Annotated in this window: 16 protein-coding genes and 1 other annotated feature; of the genes, 6 read left to right on the top strand and 10 right to left on the bottom strand. The window is 60.2% G+C overall.

Annotation, left to right across the window (positions count from 1 at the left end):
* Window positions 1–2,562: CusA/CzcA family heavy metal efflux RND transporter (locus tag U0988_RS09570; RefSeq protein ID WP_322292397.1), on the top strand; the 2,562-nt coding region annotated here is incomplete at its 5' end.
* 2 nt (window positions 2,563–2,564) lie between these two features.
* Window positions 2,565–2,954 (top strand): copper-binding protein, encoded by a 390-nt coding sequence (locus tag U0988_RS09575; protein ID WP_322292398.1) that lies wholly within the window; start codon window positions 2,565–2,567, stop codon window positions 2,952–2,954.
* Here the strand turns inward: U0988_RS09575 and merA are convergent.
* From merA to U0988_RS09600, 5 genes are read right to left on the bottom strand one after another with little or no spacing between them, the layout of a single operon-like run.
* Window positions 2,951–4,399: a mercury(II) reductase gene (merA, locus tag U0988_RS09580; RefSeq protein WP_322292399.1), complete on the bottom strand. Its 1,449-nt coding sequence runs from the start codon at window positions 4,397–4,399 to the stop codon at window positions 2,951–2,953. The genes U0988_RS09575 and merA overlap by 4 nt on opposite strands.
* 54 nt (window positions 4,400–4,453) lie before the next feature.
* A complete protein-coding gene (locus U0988_RS09585; protein ID WP_322292400.1) occupies window positions 4,454–5,815 on the bottom strand; it encodes an NAD(P)/FAD-dependent oxidoreductase in 1,362 nt (453 codons plus the stop codon).
* Window positions 5,788–6,099, bottom strand: coding sequence for a mercury resistance system transport protein MerF (merF, locus tag U0988_RS09590; protein ID WP_322292401.1), 312 nt, complete (start codon window positions 6,097–6,099; stop codon window positions 5,788–5,790). Before merF ends, U0988_RS09585 begins: the two co-directional genes overlap by 28 nt.
* A gap of 4 nt (window positions 6,100–6,103) precedes the next feature.
* Window positions 6,104–6,436, bottom strand: a complete 333-nt coding sequence (locus U0988_RS09595) for a heavy-metal-associated domain-containing protein (RefSeq protein WP_322292402.1) — start codon at window positions 6,434–6,436, stop codon at window positions 6,104–6,106.
* Window positions 6,437–6,449: 13 nt separating this feature from the next.
* Window positions 6,450–6,761 (bottom strand): mercuric transporter MerT family protein, encoded by a 312-nt coding sequence (locus tag U0988_RS09600; protein ID WP_322292403.1) that lies wholly within the window; start codon window positions 6,759–6,761, stop codon window positions 6,450–6,452.
* On the opposite strand from U0988_RS09600, the gene U0988_RS09605 reads away from it, so the two are divergent.
* The gene (locus tag U0988_RS09605; protein WP_322292404.1) at window positions 6,697–7,332 is read left to right on the top strand and encodes a helix-turn-helix domain-containing protein; all 636 of its coding nucleotides are present in this window, start codon (window positions 6,697–6,699) and stop codon (window positions 7,330–7,332) included. The genes U0988_RS09600 and U0988_RS09605 overlap by 65 nt on opposite strands.
* Before the next feature lie 164 nt (window positions 7,333–7,496).
* Here the strand turns inward: U0988_RS09605 and U0988_RS09610 are convergent, their stop codons facing one another.
* On the bottom strand, window positions 7,497–9,815 hold the full coding sequence (locus U0988_RS09610; protein WP_322292405.1) for a copper-translocating P-type ATPase: 2,319 nt from the start codon (window positions 9,813–9,815) through the stop codon (window positions 7,497–7,499).
* 144 nt (window positions 9,816–9,959) lie between these two features.
* A complete protein-coding gene (locus U0988_RS09615) occupies window positions 9,960–10,202 on the bottom strand; it encodes a hypothetical protein (protein WP_322292406.1) in 243 nt (80 codons plus the stop codon).
* A gap of 298 nt (window positions 10,203–10,500) precedes the next feature.
* Between U0988_RS09615 and U0988_RS09620 the strand changes: the two genes are divergently transcribed.
* Window positions 10,501–11,424, top strand: coding sequence for an alpha/beta hydrolase (locus U0988_RS09620; RefSeq protein ID WP_322292407.1), 924 nt, complete (start codon window positions 10,501–10,503; stop codon window positions 11,422–11,424).
* A gap of 217 nt (window positions 11,425–11,641) precedes the next feature.
* Here U0988_RS09620 and U0988_RS09625 read toward each other — a convergent pair whose 3' ends face one another.
* From U0988_RS09625 to U0988_RS09635, 3 genes are all read right to left on the bottom strand, one after another.
* Window positions 11,642–12,214: a hemerythrin domain-containing protein gene (locus U0988_RS09625; protein ID WP_322292408.1), complete on the bottom strand. Its 573-nt coding sequence runs from the start codon at window positions 12,212–12,214 to the stop codon at window positions 11,642–11,644.
* A 264-nt stretch (window positions 12,215–12,478) separates the two neighbouring features.
* Window positions 12,479–13,528: an NAD-dependent epimerase/dehydratase family protein gene (locus tag U0988_RS09630; protein WP_322292409.1), complete on the bottom strand. Its 1,050-nt coding sequence runs from the start codon at window positions 13,526–13,528 to the stop codon at window positions 12,479–12,481.
* Between the two features lie 69 nt (window positions 13,529–13,597).
* On the bottom strand, window positions 13,598–14,710 hold the full coding sequence (locus U0988_RS09635; RefSeq protein ID WP_322292410.1) for an NAD-dependent epimerase/dehydratase family protein: 1,113 nt from the start codon (window positions 14,708–14,710) through the stop codon (window positions 13,598–13,600).
* A gap of 162 nt (window positions 14,711–14,872) precedes the next feature.
* On the opposite strand from U0988_RS09635, the gene U0988_RS09640 reads away from it, so the two are divergent.
* Window positions 14,873–15,331: a histidine phosphatase family protein gene (locus U0988_RS09640; RefSeq protein ID WP_322292411.1), complete on the top strand. Its 459-nt coding sequence runs from the start codon at window positions 14,873–14,875 to the stop codon at window positions 15,329–15,331.
* Window positions 15,332–15,421: 90 nt separating this feature from the next.
* Window positions 15,422–15,475, top strand: a sequence feature (sul1 is cis-regulatory element that is thought to sense ions involved in sulfur or methionine metabolism; They are found in Alphaproteobacteria).
* A gap of 91 nt (window positions 15,476–15,566) precedes the next feature.
* A complete protein-coding gene (locus tag U0988_RS09645; protein ID WP_322292412.1) occupies window positions 15,567–17,051 on the top strand; it encodes a SulP family inorganic anion transporter in 1,485 nt (494 codons plus the stop codon).
* Window positions 17,052–17,056: the final 5 nt, after the last annotated feature.

A 17,056-nucleotide genomic window follows, 5' to 3' on the forward strand; every position in this document is an offset into this window, starting at 1 on the left:
GGAGTGACTCATGGGGACATTGTCAGCGCGGTCGAGGCAGCCAATCAGGAAACCGGCGGATCGGTGGTGGAGATGGGAGAGGCCGAATATATGGTTCGTGCCTCGGGCTATCTCGCCAATCTGGAGGATTTCCGCCGGATCTCGCTCAAGACCGCCTCCGGGGGGGTGCCGGTCACACTAGACGATGTGGCGCATATCCAGCTCGGGCCGGAACTGCGGCGCGGGATCGCCGAACTCAATGGCGAGGGCGAAGTGGCGGGAGGCATTATAGTGCTGCGCCAGGGGGCCGATGCGCGCACGGCCATCGCCGCAGTGGAGGAAAGACTGGACGTATTGCGGGCCAGTCTGCCCGAAGGAGTCGAAGTTGTGACCACTTATGACCGGTCGCAATTGATCGATGCCTCAGTCAGCAATCTTGCCACCAAGCTGATCGAGGAATTCATCGTGGTCGGCGTCATCTGCGCGCTGTTCCTGTGGCACGCAAGATCGGCACTGGTGGCGATCATCACCTTGCCGCTGGGGGTGCTGGCGGCATTTATCGTCATGCGGTTTCAGGGGGTCAATGCCAATATCATGTCCTTGGGCGGCATTGCGATTGCGATTGGCGCGATGGTCGATGCGGCCATCGTGATGGTCGAAAACATGCACAAACATCTGGAACATTGGACGGAGGAAAATCCCGACACTGCCATCACCAGCGATCAGCGCTGGCGGATAGTCGCAGAAGCTTCGAAGGAAGTCGGCCCGGCACTGTTTTTCAGCCTGCTGATCATCACCATGTCTTTCCTCCCGGTATTTACCTTGCAGGCACAGGAAGGACGGCTGTTCGCACCGCTTGCCTTTACCAAGACTTATTCGATGGCGGCTGCCGCTATTTTGTCGATCACTCTTGTACCGGTGCTGATGGGCTGGCTGATCCGGGGCAAGATCCCGCGCGAGGATGGCAATATCCTTAACCGGTCCCTGACCCGAGCCTATCGCCCCGGCCTCGACTGGGTGATGCAGCGGCCAAAAGCGACGCTGGTCATTGCAGCGCTGGTGTTCCTGACCGCGCTTGTACCGTTCTCGCGGCTGGGAGGTGAATTTCTGCCGCCGATGGATGAAGGTGATTTGCTCTACATGCCCAGCGCCTTGCCCGGCCTGTCGGCCGGCCAGGCATCGCAATTGCTCCAGCGCACCGACCGGTTGATTAAATCCGTGCCCGAAGTGGCCACCGTGTTTGGCAAAGCCGGCCGGGCAGACACCGCGACCGATCCTGCACCCCTGGCGATGTTCGAAACGACGATCCAGTTCAAACCGCGTGACCAATGGCGCGACGGGATGACGCCGGACCGGCTGGTAGAAGAGCTCGACCGCGTGGTGCAGGTGCCCGGTCTCGCCAATGTGTGGGTGCCGCCGATCCGCAACCGGATCGACATGCTGGCGACGGGCATCAAAAGCCCGATCGGAGTCAAGGTGTCCGGTGAGAATCTGGCCGAGCTGGAGCGGATTGCACTGCAAGTGGAGCGCGCGGCGGGGCAGGTGCCCGGTGTCAGTTCTGCATTGGCGGAACGGCTGACGGGCGGGCGTTATATCGATGTCGATATCGACCGGGCGGCGGCGGCGCGATACGGCCTCAACATCGCCGATGTGCAGCAAATCGTGTCCGGCGCGATTGGCGGAGCGAATGTCGGCCGCACGGTAGAAGGGCTGGCGCGTTACCCGATCAATGTTCGGTATCCGCGCGAAATACGTGACAGTGTGGATGAATTGCGCAGCCTCCCGTTGCTCACACCGAGGGGACAGCAGATCACCCTGGGGACCGTTGCGCAGATTGAAGTGAGCGACGGGCCGCCGATGCTCAAGAGCGAACAGGGGCGGCCTACCAGCTTTGTCTATGTCGATGTGCGCGGGCGCGATCTTGCCTCGGTAGTCGGCGACATTCAGCAAGCCGTCGCCCGCGAGATTGAACTCCCGCCGGGGGTCAGCCTGTCCTATGCCGGGCAATTCCAATATCTGACCCGCGCTTACGAGCGGCTGCAAATCGTGGTTCCGGCCACGCTCGCAATCATTTTCCTGCTGCTGTACCTGATCTTCCGGCGGCTGGATGAAGCGCTGCTGATCATGGGAACGCTGCCCTTTGCGCTCACCGGCGGGTTCTGGCTGCTGTATCTGATGGGTTACAACCAGTCGGTGGCAACCGCAGTCGGGTTTATCGCCTTGGCCGGGGTTTCGGCAGAGTTTGGCGTGGTCATGATGATCTATCTCAAGGCCGCGCTGACCCGGAACGCTGGCGCGCTTCACGGGGCAGAACGCACGGAAGACGATGTCCGCGCCGCGATCCGCGAAGGCGCGCTGCTGCGCGTGCGGCCCAAGGCGATGACTGTGGCAGTGATCCTGGCCGGCCTGTTCCCGATCCTGATCGGCACGGGCGCGGGCTCCGAAGTGATGAGCCGCATTGCCGCGCCGATGATTGGCGGCATGATCACCGCGCCGCTATTGTCCATGTTCGTATTGCCCGCAGCCTATCTGTTGCTGCGACGCCCCCAGGCTGCCAAGCCCGCCCCAACTGAAGGAGAATAACTATGCGCTATTTAACCTGGATGAATTTGCTTGTCCTGCCGTTTGCACTGGCGGCCTGCGACAACGCCCATGATGCCGAGATGCCCATGGAAAATGAAGACATGGCGATGACCGCAGACGAAATGCCGATGAACGGCGACACTATGCCGATGACACAGTCGGGCACTGTTCGCGCGGCTAGCGCGGAAGGAACGGTGGCGGCAATCGATGCCGATGCGGGCACGATTACTATGGAGCACGGCCCCGTTCCGGCGATGGAATGGCCTGCTATGACCATGGCATTCGATGCATCCCAGCCAATCCGCGATCAGGTTTCAGTGGGGGACACAGTCACTTTCGAGTTCGAGACAAGCGATAAAGGCAATCGTATTATTTCAGTCAGCAAGCGCTAGCCCGCGCAGCATGACAGCCTCGACACATCCTTGTCGAACGTCTGCGCCGCCAGCTTTAGCCCTTCGACAGTGGTTAGATAAGGGAAGATCGTGTCGCCAAGTGCGGCGCTTGTCATGCCGTGCTTGATAGCGAGCACCAGTGTTTGGATCGAATCTGCACCTTCGGGGGCCATGATCTGACCGCCAAGCAAGCGGTCACCGGCTTTGTCCGCGACCAGCTTGATCAACCCGCGCGTATCGCGCGCTGCTAGCGCACGCGGCACGGCATCGAGCGGCAACAGCGAAACCTTGACATCCAGGCCCAGTGCGCGCGCCGCCGTTTCGGTAAGTCCGACGCTGGCGACCTGCGGATCGGAAAATACAACTGCTGGCATGGCGCTGCTGTCATAAGGGTTTTGATTGCCTTCTACTGCATTGCGCGCGGCCAGCTTTGCCCCATAGGCAGCCATATAGACGAACTGATCGCGTCCCGTGACATCGCCCGCCGCATAGATGCCGGGGACTGAAGTTTCGAGAAAATCATCGACCATGATCCCGCCACCTTGGGCAAGCGCAACGCCGTGTTCCTCCAGACCCAGCCCGTCACTATTGGGGCGGCGTCCGGTAGCAACCAGCACCTGCTCGGCGGCAATCGTCGGGCCGTCCAAGTCGCCAGCGCAGGTCAGCTCAATCCCGCCGACCGTCCGCACAATGCTGTGATAGCGCACGCCCGCGCATACCCGCACACCTTCGGCCTCCAGATAGAATTGCAGCGCGGCGCCAAGTTCCGGGTCCAACTCGGGCAGCAGGCGGCTGCGGCAGCAGATGGTAACGGCCACGCCCAGGCGCGCGAACATCTGGCCCAGTTCGACCCCGATGACTCCGCCGCCGATCACCAACAGCGATTTGGGCAGGCGTTCCAGCGCCAGCGCGGTGGTGCTGGTGAGATAGGGCACATCATCCAGCCCCTGTATCGGCGGCACGGCGGCGCGCGCGCCCATTGCCAGGATAACTTTGCCGGCCTGCATCGGCGCATCGCCAGCGATCATTGCTCCATCGGCAAAGAGGACCTTGCCCTCGATATAGCTGACGCCTTCATAAGCGGGCAGCAGATCGACATATTTCTTCTGCCGCAATTCGCCGACCAGCTCGTCCTTCGACGCTGCGAGCGCGCTCCAGTCTTCGAGCTGCACGTTGCCGCCTAGCCCCGCAAAGCGCCCGGCAGCCTTGCCGCCATGCACCGCTTCGGCTGCCCGGATCAGCGTCTTGGACGGAACGCATCCTACATTGACGCAGGTGCCGCCGATCGTCCCATGCCCGATCAACGCGACTTTCGCGCCCAGTTCGGACGCAGTGATGGCGGCGGAAAATCCTGCTGAGCCCGCACCGACTACGGCCACATCAAAAGATGATTTGTCATTCTGGCCGATCGCGCAGCACTTGGTTTCACCTAATTGCAGGTCCATTATTTGTTCCTTGGAGGCAGTGAGAGCGCTGAATTGGGGTAACTCCCCTGAAGGTCAGGTCTTTACCATCGCGCTGATATCGGAGGCGAAGCTAGGATAGGCGAAGATCATGGCCTTGATCTGGTTGGCGGTCAGGTTCGCCCCCATCGCCATGGCGAACAGATTGATCTGTTCCTCTGACCCCGGACCAATCAGGTGAGCGCCAAGGATTCGGCCGGTTACTTGTTCGACGAGGACTTTGTAACCCGTCCACTTCGCTCCCACCCGGAGCGAGGAATACCAATCCTGCGTTCTTTCGAAATTGACATCGACCTTCAGCCCTTGCTCGCTTGCGTCTGCCACCGAAAGGCCAACACTAGCAACCATGGGCAAAGTAAAAACGACGCTCGGGATGGGCGGGTAATCAACGCTGCGCTCATCCCGGCCCGACAACAGGTTTTTGCCGGCTATGCGCGCTTCATAGGCCGATACTGGGGTCAATTTCAGGCCGCTATCGGCGCAATCGCCCGCGGAAAATATCGCGGGATTGGTGGTTCGCATCGCGCTATTTACCACGATGCCCCTGGGCCCATGCTCGACATTGGCGGCTTCCAGGTTGAGCGCGTCGAGATTGGGTACACGCCCCGTGGCGTGGACCACGGTGTCGCAAGTAACCGTTTCGATACCTTCCCGCGTCTGGACAGAGACAACCAACTCGCCGCCCGCTTCCTCGATTTTTAGCACCTTGGCCTTGGTGCGCAGATTTACCCCGAGTTCTGCGGTCGCCTCGGCCAGCATCGAAACCAGATCCTCATCGAAATTGCCAAGCGGCCGCTCCATCATTTCCAGCACCGTGACCTCATGTGCACCAGCGCGTTTCGCGATATGGGAGAATTCCATGGCAATGAATCCTCCGCCGACAAATACAACCCGGTCAGGATGGTCTGATAGCTCAAGAAAATCGGTACTGGTGATCAGCAGATCCTCGCCGGGGATGTTCAGCGTCATTGGCCGCGCTCCTGTGGCGATGTGGAAATGCCGCGCGCGCAAGGTTTCGCCGTTCAGTTCGATCGTGTCGGGGCCAGTAAACCGTGCTTCGCCATGCAACGTTTTCGCGCCCGCTTTTTGAAGACCAGCTTCAACTCGCTGCGGCATGGCGTCGGTGAAGCTACGCTTGAATGCCATCATATCAGCCCAATCGACCGAGATTTCGCCCTCAAGCCCTTTGTGCTTCAGACGTTCTATCCATTCTACGCCCTCTGAAACGGCCACCAGCATCTTCTTGGGATCGCAGCCACGCAATGCGCAGGTTCCGCCGTATGGCAACTGGTCGATGCTGGCCACACGCCAGCCCGCGCCCGCAGCCATCCGGGTGACAACGTTGCCCCCAGTCCCTGCACCGATCACTATCAGGTCGTAGTCAAATCCATTGGCCATGTGTGATTCCAATTCGTGAGGCAGGGTTGCTCAATCATCGTGCAAGAGGTCATTCGCCGGACAACACCTGCAGATCTCTTGAAGCGCGCCTGGCGGCGCCACATGACATAGACGGTCAGAGCAACGAAAAGTGCCAGCGCCAGCAGCAATACAAAATCGAGATAGCCGACAAGTGCCGCCAGACCGATCAGGCCGGCTAATACGATCAGTACTGGGGTGAAGCAGCACAAGGAGGCGATGACTGTGCCGATCAGCCCCGCGCCCAGCAGCGTCTTGTTGTTCAACCGCTTATGGTCTCGCCGTAGCGCGCGCGGGATAACCCGCGTTGGTCGAAGCCGCAGCAATCGCGGCGGGGTTGGTGCGGGCTGGATCATAGGCGGCGCGCGCGGTCTTGGCCGCGAAATCGACATTGACTTCGCTTACTCCGGCGACACCTTCCATCGCCTTCTTCACGGTAATCGGGCACATGGCACAGGTCATGTTTTCGATTGCGAAAGTGGTATGCGCCTGCGCGGTTGACGCGGCTACCGGGCGATCCTCACCTGCAATGCCAAGCGCCAGAACAACTCCGCCACCCGCCAGCGCCAGCACAGCCAGAGCAACCATCAGGGTCCTTTTCATCAGCGTATTCCTTTCAATAAAACCACGGGGCCCACCAATCGATGGTGAGCGCCAGGATGACGATGGAGAGGCCCAGCCACAGCACCGTCTTGGTGGTGCGCGCCGACCTGGGGCGCGCGCAGTAGGACCCGTCCTCGCACGCAGGTTTCGGCTTGAAATAGACGTGCCAGAAACCGAATCCGATCAAGGCCAGCGTTACGCCGCCGACATAGGGCTTATAGGGTTCAAGCGCGGTCAGGTTCGCGATCCACGCCCCCGAAATGCCCAAGCTCACCAGCAGCAGCGGCACGATGCAGCAGGCCGAAGCCAGCCCCGCCCCGATCAATGCGCCGCCCGCAAGCCAGTTCGCCCGTTTCGGCTCGGAATTTTCGGCGAGGTTTGGCAGCCCGGTTTCCGGCGTTGAAGCCATGATGCGAATCCTTTCTTCCAACTCTATGATTGGCAGTGTAAGCTCTGTAGCCGCTACAGACTCAAGAGGTTTTTGCATGGATCATCAAATCGGCATCCTGCGCGCCCAGCTTGCCCGTAAGACCGGCTGCAATCTGGAAACCATCCGTTATTACGAAAAGGTGGGGTTGCTGCCCGACCCGCCGCGCAACGCCAATGGGTACCGCGTCTATCCACCCGATTTGGTGGGGCGCCTGCAATTTGTCATGAGTGCGCGTGATCTCGGCTTTTCCATGGAGGAAATCCGCTCGCTGCTGTCGCTGACCGATACTGGTGCACAAACCTGCGCTGAGGTGATGGCGAAAACCCAGGCGCATCTTGCAGTCGTTCGTTGCCGGATAACAGATCTTCAGAAAATCGAGCAGACGCTGTCGCAAATTCTGACCGAATGTTCGGGCGAAAATGTGCCCCAATGCGCCATCCTAAGCGTGCTGGAGCGGCGCGTCTGATCCTCCCAAACTGATCCTTTGCAGCGCTGCATGTGCAGCACAATTTGACGCTCAGCGGCCACCGAAATTTGCCGGTAAACGGGTGCACAGCCCGGTCAGCGCGAAGATCCCTGCACCGATCCGTGATTACCCTCTGGCGCAAGGTCCTCGTGCCGGGCGTCGGGTCATACCTTGGCGCTCCGCAGACGCAGGGAGTTGAGCACCACCGAAATTGAGGATGCGCTCATTGCAAAGGCGGCGAACATCGGGCTGATCAGGATGCCGAATGTGGGAAACAACACGCCCGCTGCGATCGGCACGCCCGCCGTGTTGTAGACCAGCGCGAAGAACAGGTTCTGCCGGATATTGCGCATGGTGGCGCGGGCGAGCCGCCGCGCGCGCACGATGCCTTCGAGGTTTCCCTTGACCAGCGTAATACCCGCGCTCTCGATGGCAACATCGGCTCCGGTGCCCATGGCGATACCGACATCGGCTTGCGCGAGCGCCGGGGCGTCATTGACTCCGTCGCCCGCCATGGCGACTTTTGCCCCTGCGGCTTGCAGTTCGCGAATGATGCGGACCTTGTCCTGGGGCAGGACATCGGCGCGAATCTCGTCGATGCCCAGGCGCGCAGCGACCGCCTTGGCCGTGCGCTCGTTATCGCCAGTTGCCATGATGATCCGCAGCCCGAGCGCATGCAGGTCCCTGAGTGCTGCCGGGGTCGTTTCCTTAACCGGATCGGCCACGCTGACCAGCCCGGCCACCTGGCCCCCAAGGATGACGAACATCACCGTCTCGCCGTCATCGCGCCGGGCATTGGCCTTGCCGGTCAGTGTCGCTGCTTCAAGGCCGAGATCGCGGACCAGCGCGATATTGCCCAGCGCCACGGCCTGACCGCCCACTGTGCCTTTGACCCCCTTGCCAGTAATCGCCTCGAAGTCGCTGGCATCGTCTATCGCCACCCCGCGTTCTTCGGCGCCGCGCACGATGGCTTCCGCCAGCGGATGCTCCGACCCTCGTTCGAGCGACGCGGCGAGCCGCAGGACTTCGTCTTCGTCAAAGCCATCCTCGGGCATCACCGCAACGAGCCGCGGTTTGCCTTCGGTCAAAGTGCCGGTCTTGTCGACGATCAGCGTGTCGATGGTCTCGAACCGTTCGAGCGCCTCGGCATTCTTGATCAACACACCGGCTTGCGCACCGCGCCCCGTTGCGGTCATGATTGACATTGGCGTTGCCAGGCCCAGCGCGCAAGGGCAGGCGATGATCAGCACCGCCACCGCCGCCACCAGGCCGTAGGAGAGCGCCGGGGCCGGCCCCCAGATCGCCCAGCCGATGAAGGCGAGAACAGCGATCCCGATAACGGCGGGGACAAACAGACCGGCAACCTTGTCGGCATATTTCTGGATCGGCGCGCGCGAACGCTGGGCGGCCGCGACCATCCCGACTATCTGCGCCAGCATGGTTTCCGAACCCACCCTTGTCGCTTCGATGATCAGCGAGCCGGTGCCGTTGATCGTCGCCCCGGTTACGGAATCGCCCGCGACCTTTTCCACTGGAACCGGCTCGCCGCTGATCATGCTTTCATCGACCGATGAGCGCCCGTCTTGCACGACCCCGTCAACCGGTACCTTTTCCCCGGGGCGGACCCGCAGCCGGTCCCCGACGACGACATCATCGAGCGCAATTTCTTCCTCGGTCCCGTCAGACCGGATGATCCGGGCGCTTTTGGCCGCCAGATCGAGCAGGGCGCGGATTGCCTTGCCAGTGCCTTCGCGGGCCCGCAGTTCCATCACCTGGCCAAGCAGAACCAGCGTGACGATCACCGCAGCGGCTTCGAAATAGACCCCGACGTTGCCTTCGGCATCGCGGAAGCCATCGGGAAATATCTGCGGCGCTATGATGGCAACAATGCTGAACAACCATGCGGCCATTACCCCCATGCCGATCAGCGAGAACATGTTGAGCTTCATCGTCCGGAACGAATTCCACCCGCGCATGAGGAACGGCCAGCCGCACCACAGGACGACGGGCGTCCCCAAGGCAAATTCGATCCACAGCGTGGTGCGCTCGCCAATCGCTTCGCGAATGCCAAGGCCGAGAAAGGGCCCCATGGTGAGGATCAGCAGCGGGATGGTGAGGACGGTCCCAATCCAGAACCGCCGGGTAAAATCGACCAGTTCGGGGTTGGGACCATCATCGGCCATTCCGGCTGATTCCAGCTCCAGTCCCATGCCGCAGATCGGGCAGGATCCCATTTTGGTCTGCCGGACCTGCGGATGCATCGGACAAGTATAGACTGCCCCGTCATATCCAGGCGGCACGAGGTCATATTCTCCCATGTCCTCGACCTGTTGCTGATGTTCGCCTTCGCCATGACAACGCGCGTGCTCACCCGATGCCCCGTCAACTTCGCTCTGAAGTACGAGATGCATGCCGCATTTGGGGCATTTGCCGGGATTGTCCTGCTGAATTTCAGGATGCATCGGACAGGTGTAGATGCTCACGATGTGCGGCCTCGCCCGAAGTAGCGATAAAGCGGCACTCCAAGCAGGGCGATATACCAACCCCACAGAAAGCTTCCTGCTGCCCCGGCAAGAAACCCGCTCAATGTCAGCCACTCAAAGCCTGGCAGGAGCGGAGCCCAAGCCTCATGCATGTGAAATTGCCTTGGTGTAAGTAGCCCGAAGGCGATACAAATCAGATAGGATACGAGCAAGAATACGCTCAAAGTCCAGCCCCAGTGGATGACCCTGGCTTTCAAAGTCTGTGTTTGCATTTCGTCCTCCTGATTTGCCCCCAAGCTGTTGTGCAAACTTGCGGGTCATTTTGGCAAGCGAAACCATGATCGCGATGAAAGTAGTTGTCGCGGTGTTCGAGACCTTTACCGCCATTCCTTGCCGTTGTGTTCGAGTGGGCGCCCCCAATTGCCGCCGAAGATTTCAGGCCGACCGGCCTGTTGGCCGGCTGCCAGCAATCCTCAATTGGTTGTAAAGCACCATTGACACCAGAGTTCTGGATACGTAAAGCTTACTTTCCATAACGGAAAGGAACATTAGCATAGCAAGGCGCCGAAGCCCGGCTCACCGCCGCTATCCGATACGTTGGTCCCTCACTGGCTTTCAAGATCGCCGACCTGTTCGGACGGCCGATCGAGGCCATTTTCACCAATCCATAAAAGGAGAATCAGGAATGAAACACGCTCTCATGGTGTCGGCGCTGCTGACACTCGGCTGCTCGCCAATCTCGCCGCTCGCTGCCGCACCGCAACCCGCCGCTATCTCCGTCGGGGAAGTGCGGATGGATCATATCTCGATTGTCGAAATGGGCGCTGGCGACCCCGTTATTCTCATTCCGGGGCTCTCGACCCCGCGAGGCGTCTGGGAGGGAGTCGCAGCGGAACTGGCCAAAAGCCATCGGGTATTGCTCGTGCAGGTGAATGGATTTGGCGGCGACGATCCTGGAGGCAACTTGCGAGAAGGGATTTTGGAGGGGGCGGTCTCAGATATCGTCGCGTTCATGCGCCAGAAGAAGATCGAAAAGCCCGCCGTGATCGGCCATTCGATGGGGGGCGTGCTCTCGCTGATGATAGCGTCGCGTCACAAGGATGCGCTTGGCCGAGTTATGGTGGTCGATGCTCTTCCTTACCTGGGAGTGCAGCTTGCTCCCCCCGGGACTGACATCACAGTCGCCCAAGTGATGCCCACCGCTCGTCAAATGCGGGACACTGTTGCGGCTGCCTATGGCATGGTGCCTGACGCTGAGGCTGCGGCTCAGAACGTCAAGGGAATGGCGATAAAGGAGACCAGCCGAAAGAAGATGCAAGCTTGGGCTATGGCGGCTGATGCACGAGTTGCGGGACAAGTCGTATTCGAGATTCTGACCACTGATCTACGGCCCGAAATGATCGAGATTAACGCCCCGGTGACGGTAATTTACCCGTGGAGTTCACAAGGTCTGCCCAAGGAACGGCTCGATGCTTTCTATCGCCGCCAGTTCGCGGAGGTTGGGCAGACGCAGTATGTTGCTCTACCCGATGCCGGCCATTTCGTGATGTTGGATCAGCCGGAGCTGTTCCAGGAACAGGTGATGCAATTCCTCGATCGGCGCCACTAGGTCGATCGAGAATCTCTCTCCCCCATCTGCCCGCTGACCGTGCTACGGCTGCGACCCCATTCGCTACGAGGTAGTCATCATTGACCCCCCCGTAGCCGTCTCTGTCACGTTGGCGATGGTGTTCAAGCTGTTCTGAAGAAGCAGCACTGCCGCGCTGGAGGGGGGCCCAGCGCGGCAGGCTCGACAGGGCCGAATGGGGCCCCGTGAACGGTTCTGGCTACATCCACACTGCGGAGGCGGGGTTCGTCTGTTGCATCATGGCTCCGCAATAGCGGCCGTATTCCTCCGCATAGCGGTGGTTGAGCAATGTCTTGTTCTGGGGCGAGGTGTTCTCGACCAGGTCGGGCAGCCAGCTATCTTCTTCCTGATAAACGTGCTGCGCCACGGCACTGCGGATGTGTTCAAGTTTCTCGTCCCATTCGGGAGTCAGCGGATCGAGCTTTTCGAGCTTCGCCAACTGGATCTTGGTCATGGCGTGTTCTTCATACGCCATGCCGGCATGGGTCTTGCCGCTGTCTTCCGCCACGAGCGGATAGACCACAGCTTCTTCGGCGGTTGCGTGGCCGGTTAGTTCAGTCGCAAGCTGCTTGATGGCCTGTGCCCGGGCGGAGGCTCCCTGCGCCTGTTTCGCTTCTTCGAACAGACCTTCAATTCCCTTGTGTTGATCGACGATCATCCGCAGCCAGTCCTCGCCCGAGGCCAGCTTTTCGATCTTGCGCCGCGCCTCGGCGCGCTCCTCATCGGAGGCCGCAGGGGTGACGGCGGCTGCAACTCTATCCAGAAACGACATTGCTTGCTCCTTCTCGAATTCTTACCGGATTTAATTCGGTCCAAGGGGTTTGCCGCGAAGATCGTGTTCAACCCGTTCACCGTTCCTCATCCTCACAAATCCAATGGCTCGGTCAGGCAAGGGTTCCGTTGATAAAAGTTAGCCTTCGTGCACCTCTGCGCATTCGAGCAAATGACTTCCGTACGGCTTCCCCTCCGTCCGCTCGCACCCAAGCGCCGCAAGGCATGATCGCCAATGTCCCGCCCGATCAAACGAGCATTCCTGCTAGACGAAATTCTCTTCGCCCATGGCGGATCGCAAGACCGGCTCGTGTCCACGGCGCTCCACTAATTCATCGGGGTAATTGGCCTTCAGCTCCCGCGCGAACCAGGCGAGAGTCATTTCGAGGCCCTCACGCAGAGGTGTGGTTGGCTGCCAGCCAAGCAGTTCCCTCGCCCGCGCAATGTCCGGTCGGCGTCGGCGCGGATCGTCCGTGGGTAGATCGCAGTAATCAAGATCGAGCGGATGGCCGATGATCGCTGCCAATGCGCTGGCAAGCTGCTTTATTGTGATCTCTTCCGGGTTACCGATATTGATCGGCTGCAAGTCCGGCATCGGGCATTCCATCAGCTTCCGCAGCCCGTCGACCGTGTCGGCGACATAGCAGAAGCTGCGCGTCTGGCTGCCATCGCCATATACCGTCAAAGGCTCACCGGACAGCGCCTGGCACACCAGGTTGGAAATGACCCGGCCGTCGTCAATGCGCATATTCGGCCCGTAGGTGTTGAAGATCCGTGCCACGCGGATTTCCGATCGGCCTGCGCGGTCGTAATCGAACGCAAGCGTCTCGGCCGCGCGCTTTCCTTCGTCGTAACAGGCCCGCGGCCCGGTGCAATTGACATGGCCGCGGTAATCTTCCTGCTGCGGGTGCACTTCGGAATCGCCGTAAACCTCGCTTGTGGATGCCAGCAGGAAGCGGGCACCCGATTGCTCCGCCAGACGCAGCAGGCGATTGGTTCCCAGGACGCTGGTCAGCAGCGTGTGCTCCGGGTTGATCTGGTAGAGGATCGGGGAGGCCGCACAGGCGAGATTATAGATGCGGGTGAACTCGCCCGCCCGCCGCATCACCTGGTTTGGAAGCGGCTGGGTGATGTCGGCTTCAACGAAATCGAAATGTCCGTAATCTTGCAGCAACATCAGGTTGGATTCGCGGGACGACTGGAGATTGTCGATACAGACGACGCGGTGCCCGTTTTCGAGCAGTGCCCGACACAGGTGCGAGCCGATGAAGCCGGCCCCGCCTGCAACCAAGGTGAGACCTTCACGAATATGCATTCTGCGCCCCCTTTCCACTGCCGCTGACGGACAAGCGCGCCGCGCACGCCAGGTCCAGATACTGCCCTTTCATGCCACCAACCCGCGGCGTTCGAGTTCGCTGCGCGCCTCGCTGACGCGGTCCTCGGCCGTTTGCGCCGAGACCCACTGCGCGAGATCGGCAAGCCCTGCCGCAAAGTCTTCCTGCGCTTCGAAGCCGAGCGTCTTGCGCGCCAGTTCCGTATCGCAGAAGCAGTGCCGGATATCGCCCGTGCGGGATTTGCCGACGATCTCCGCTTCGATGTCTTCGCAGCCCATAGCCGCCGCCAGATCCCGCGCGACGCTTGCAATCGAGCGGTCCTGGCCGGACCCGATGTTGAACGTACCGCCTGCGGCACCGGGATGAAACAGCGCCTCGGTGAACGCCCGAGCGACATCGCGAACATGCACGAAATCGCGGCGTTGCTCGCCGTCTTCGAAGATCATCGGTGACTGCCCGTTGAGCAAGCGGGACGCAAAGATTGCGAGCACGCCGGTATAGGGGTTCGATAACGCCTGACCTGGGCCGTAAACATTGAACAGGCGAAGACAGACGCTCTCGATACCATAGGGGGCACTCATGATATGGGTGGTCCGCTCCTGCACAAATTTGCCGAGCGCATAGATCGAGGTAAGATTGGGCCGCTTCCATTCGGGCGTTGCGACCGGCGTCATCGGTCGGCCCTGGCTGTCGAGCGGCTCCCAATTGGCCTGTCCGTCCCGCAGGCCCGGGCGCGCGGCGTCCTCCACCAGGGCTCCATCGGCGTTGTGGTACAGTCCCTCGCCGTAAATGCTCATCGACGACGCCGTGACTACCCGGCGCACCGGGTGGTCGATCAGCCGTTCGAACAACACCGCAGTGCCGACATCATTGGCCGAAGTGTACCGCTCCACCTCGTACATCGACTGGCCCACACCAACTTCGGCCGCGAGGTGGATCACGCTGTCGATATCCTGGAGCGCCGTTGCAACGGCGTCACCGTTGCGAACATCGGCGCGGACGAATTCGACGTCGCGCGGAAAATCCGGTGTCCCGGTGTTTCCGTGCACTTGCTCGACCAGGCTATCGAGCACGCGAATCCGATGTCCGCAATTTAGCAGCTCTTTGGTGACTGCCTTGCCGATAAAACCGGCGCCGCCAGTTACCAGGATTGTTTCAGGCAAATCTCATTCCTTCCACAATATATCTATTATTTATCTTTGGCGATTGCCCGGAAATCACGCGTTTTATTTAAAATTCCATCATTAACATTTATCAGAATAAACATATGTTATTTCTAATAATCTTTTGAGTCTCTAACCATGGACCTTGAATGCATCTTCTTCTTGCTTGTTCCCAAAGCGACCATCCTCTTGATCAGGCACGCCGCCCACGCGCATCTCGGACAGGTCCTCTCGGGACGTACTGCGGGAGGGCAACTTACCTTCGAGGGCGTGAAGCAGGCACAGCAACTCGCACGGCACCTGGCCCACGAAACGATTACCGAAGTGCATACCAGCCCCGTCCTGCGCGCACGCGAAACGGCGCAGGAACTCGCGGCGACCTTGGGAACCGATGCAAGGATCGACGATGCGTTCAACGAGGTCGATTTCGGTGAGTGGACAGGAAGAAGCTTTGGCGACCTTGCCCGCGATTCCCGGTGGCGGATGTGGAACGGCAACCGCGCGCAGGCGCGCGCTCCTGATGGTGAGAGCATGATGGAACAGGACCCCGGCTTCGATCCGGAAATCAGCCAGGTAGAGCAGGTATCGGCGGTACACGACCGCATTAACATTTCCCATTGAGTCCGCGGACCCGCAATGCCAGGGCATCTGCGGAATACAACTTCGCACTTGCAGCATTGTGGAACTTGGCTTATCGGCTCGCCCATCTTCGCCGGACCCGGTTTACCCGGGTGGCTCGGCCCGGCGCCTATCCCCGGGATAATTTTCTCCTCACTACCGATCTCTGTCGATACGTTGTCCCTACCTGGGCCAGCGCCGCGGCATCTGTGACGCATCGGTAAAGCACAAGGTCCACATGACGAATATTGAAACCATCAAGCGCGAATGGTTCTCCAACCCGCGCGGCGACATCCTGGCCGGGATTGTCGTAGCGCTTGCGCTAATTCCGGAGGCTATCGGCTTTTCGATCATCGCCGGGGTCGATCCACGCGTCGGTCTTTATGCGTCGTTCTCCATCGCCGTGATCATTTCGCTGGTTGGCGGACGGCAGGGAATGATCTCGGCGGCGACGGCTGCAATCGCGGTTCTGATCCTGCCGCTGGTTCGCGATCATGGGGTCGATTACCTGTTCGCCGCCACGATCCTGATGGGCGTTACCCAGATGATCGCCGGGTTCCTGCGGCTCAACCTGTTGATGCAGTATGTGTCGCGATCGGTTGTTACCGGCTTCGTCAACGCGCTGGCGATCCTGATCTTCATGGCGCAGCTGCCCGAACTAATCGGTGTGCCAGTGCTCACATATGCATTGGTGGCGGGTGCTCTGGCGATCATCTATCTGTTTCCTTACCTTACCAGGGCGGTGCCATCGCCGCTTGTGGCAATCGTCCTCATCACTGCACTGGTGTTCTACACCGGGTTCGATGTGCGCACCGTGGGCGACATGGGCGAACTGCCCTCATCGTTGCCCGCATGGCTGATCCCGAACGTGCCGTTCACGCTGGAAACGCTGCAGATCATCCTGCCCTTTTCGTTGACGATGGCCGCGGTCGGTCTGCTGGAATCGATGATGACCGCGCAGATTGTCGATGATCTGACCGACACACCGTCCGACAAGCAGCGCGAGATGAAGGGGCAGGGCATCGCCAACTTCTTCACCGGTTTCCTTGGCGGCATGGGCGGCTGTGCGATGATCGGCCAGTCGGTCATCAACGTGAAATCGGGCGGCGAGACGCGCCTGTCGACATTCGTGGCCGGCGCGTTCCTGCTGTTCCTGATCGTGGTTCTGGGGTCGCTCGTCGCAATCATTCCGATGGCGGCGCTGGTAGCGGTGATGATCATGGTATCGATCGGCACATTTTCGTGGGCTTCGATCCGCGATATTCGCCATCACCCATGGCAATCATCGGTGGTGATGGTTGTCACCGTCATCATCACGGTATGGACGCATGACCTCGCGCAGGGCGTACTTTCGGGCGTGATCCTGTCGGGCCTGTTCTTCGCCAGCAAGGTCAAGCGCATCTTTACGGTGGAATCGGAAGCTTCGGCCGACGGGCTGAGCCGCCGCTACATGGTGTCGGGGCAGGTCTTTTTCGCTTCGTCAGACAGCTTTGTCGAAGCCTTCGATTTCAAGGAGGTGCTGGACCGGGTCGTGATCGATGTGTCACAAGCCCATTTCTGGGATATCTCGGCAGTCGGGACGCTGGACAAGGCGATCCTGAAGTTCCGCCGCGAGGGCACCGAAGTCGAAGTGGTCGGCTTGAATCAGGCCAGTGCTACGATGATTGACCGCTTCGCCGTACACGACAAGCCGGGCGCGCAAGCGCACCTTGGCGGACATTGAGAGGA

This window comes from Allopontixanthobacter sp. (genome assembly GCF_034376665.1).
Taxonomy (GTDB): Bacteria; Pseudomonadota; Alphaproteobacteria; order Sphingomonadales; family Sphingomonadaceae; genus Allopontixanthobacter.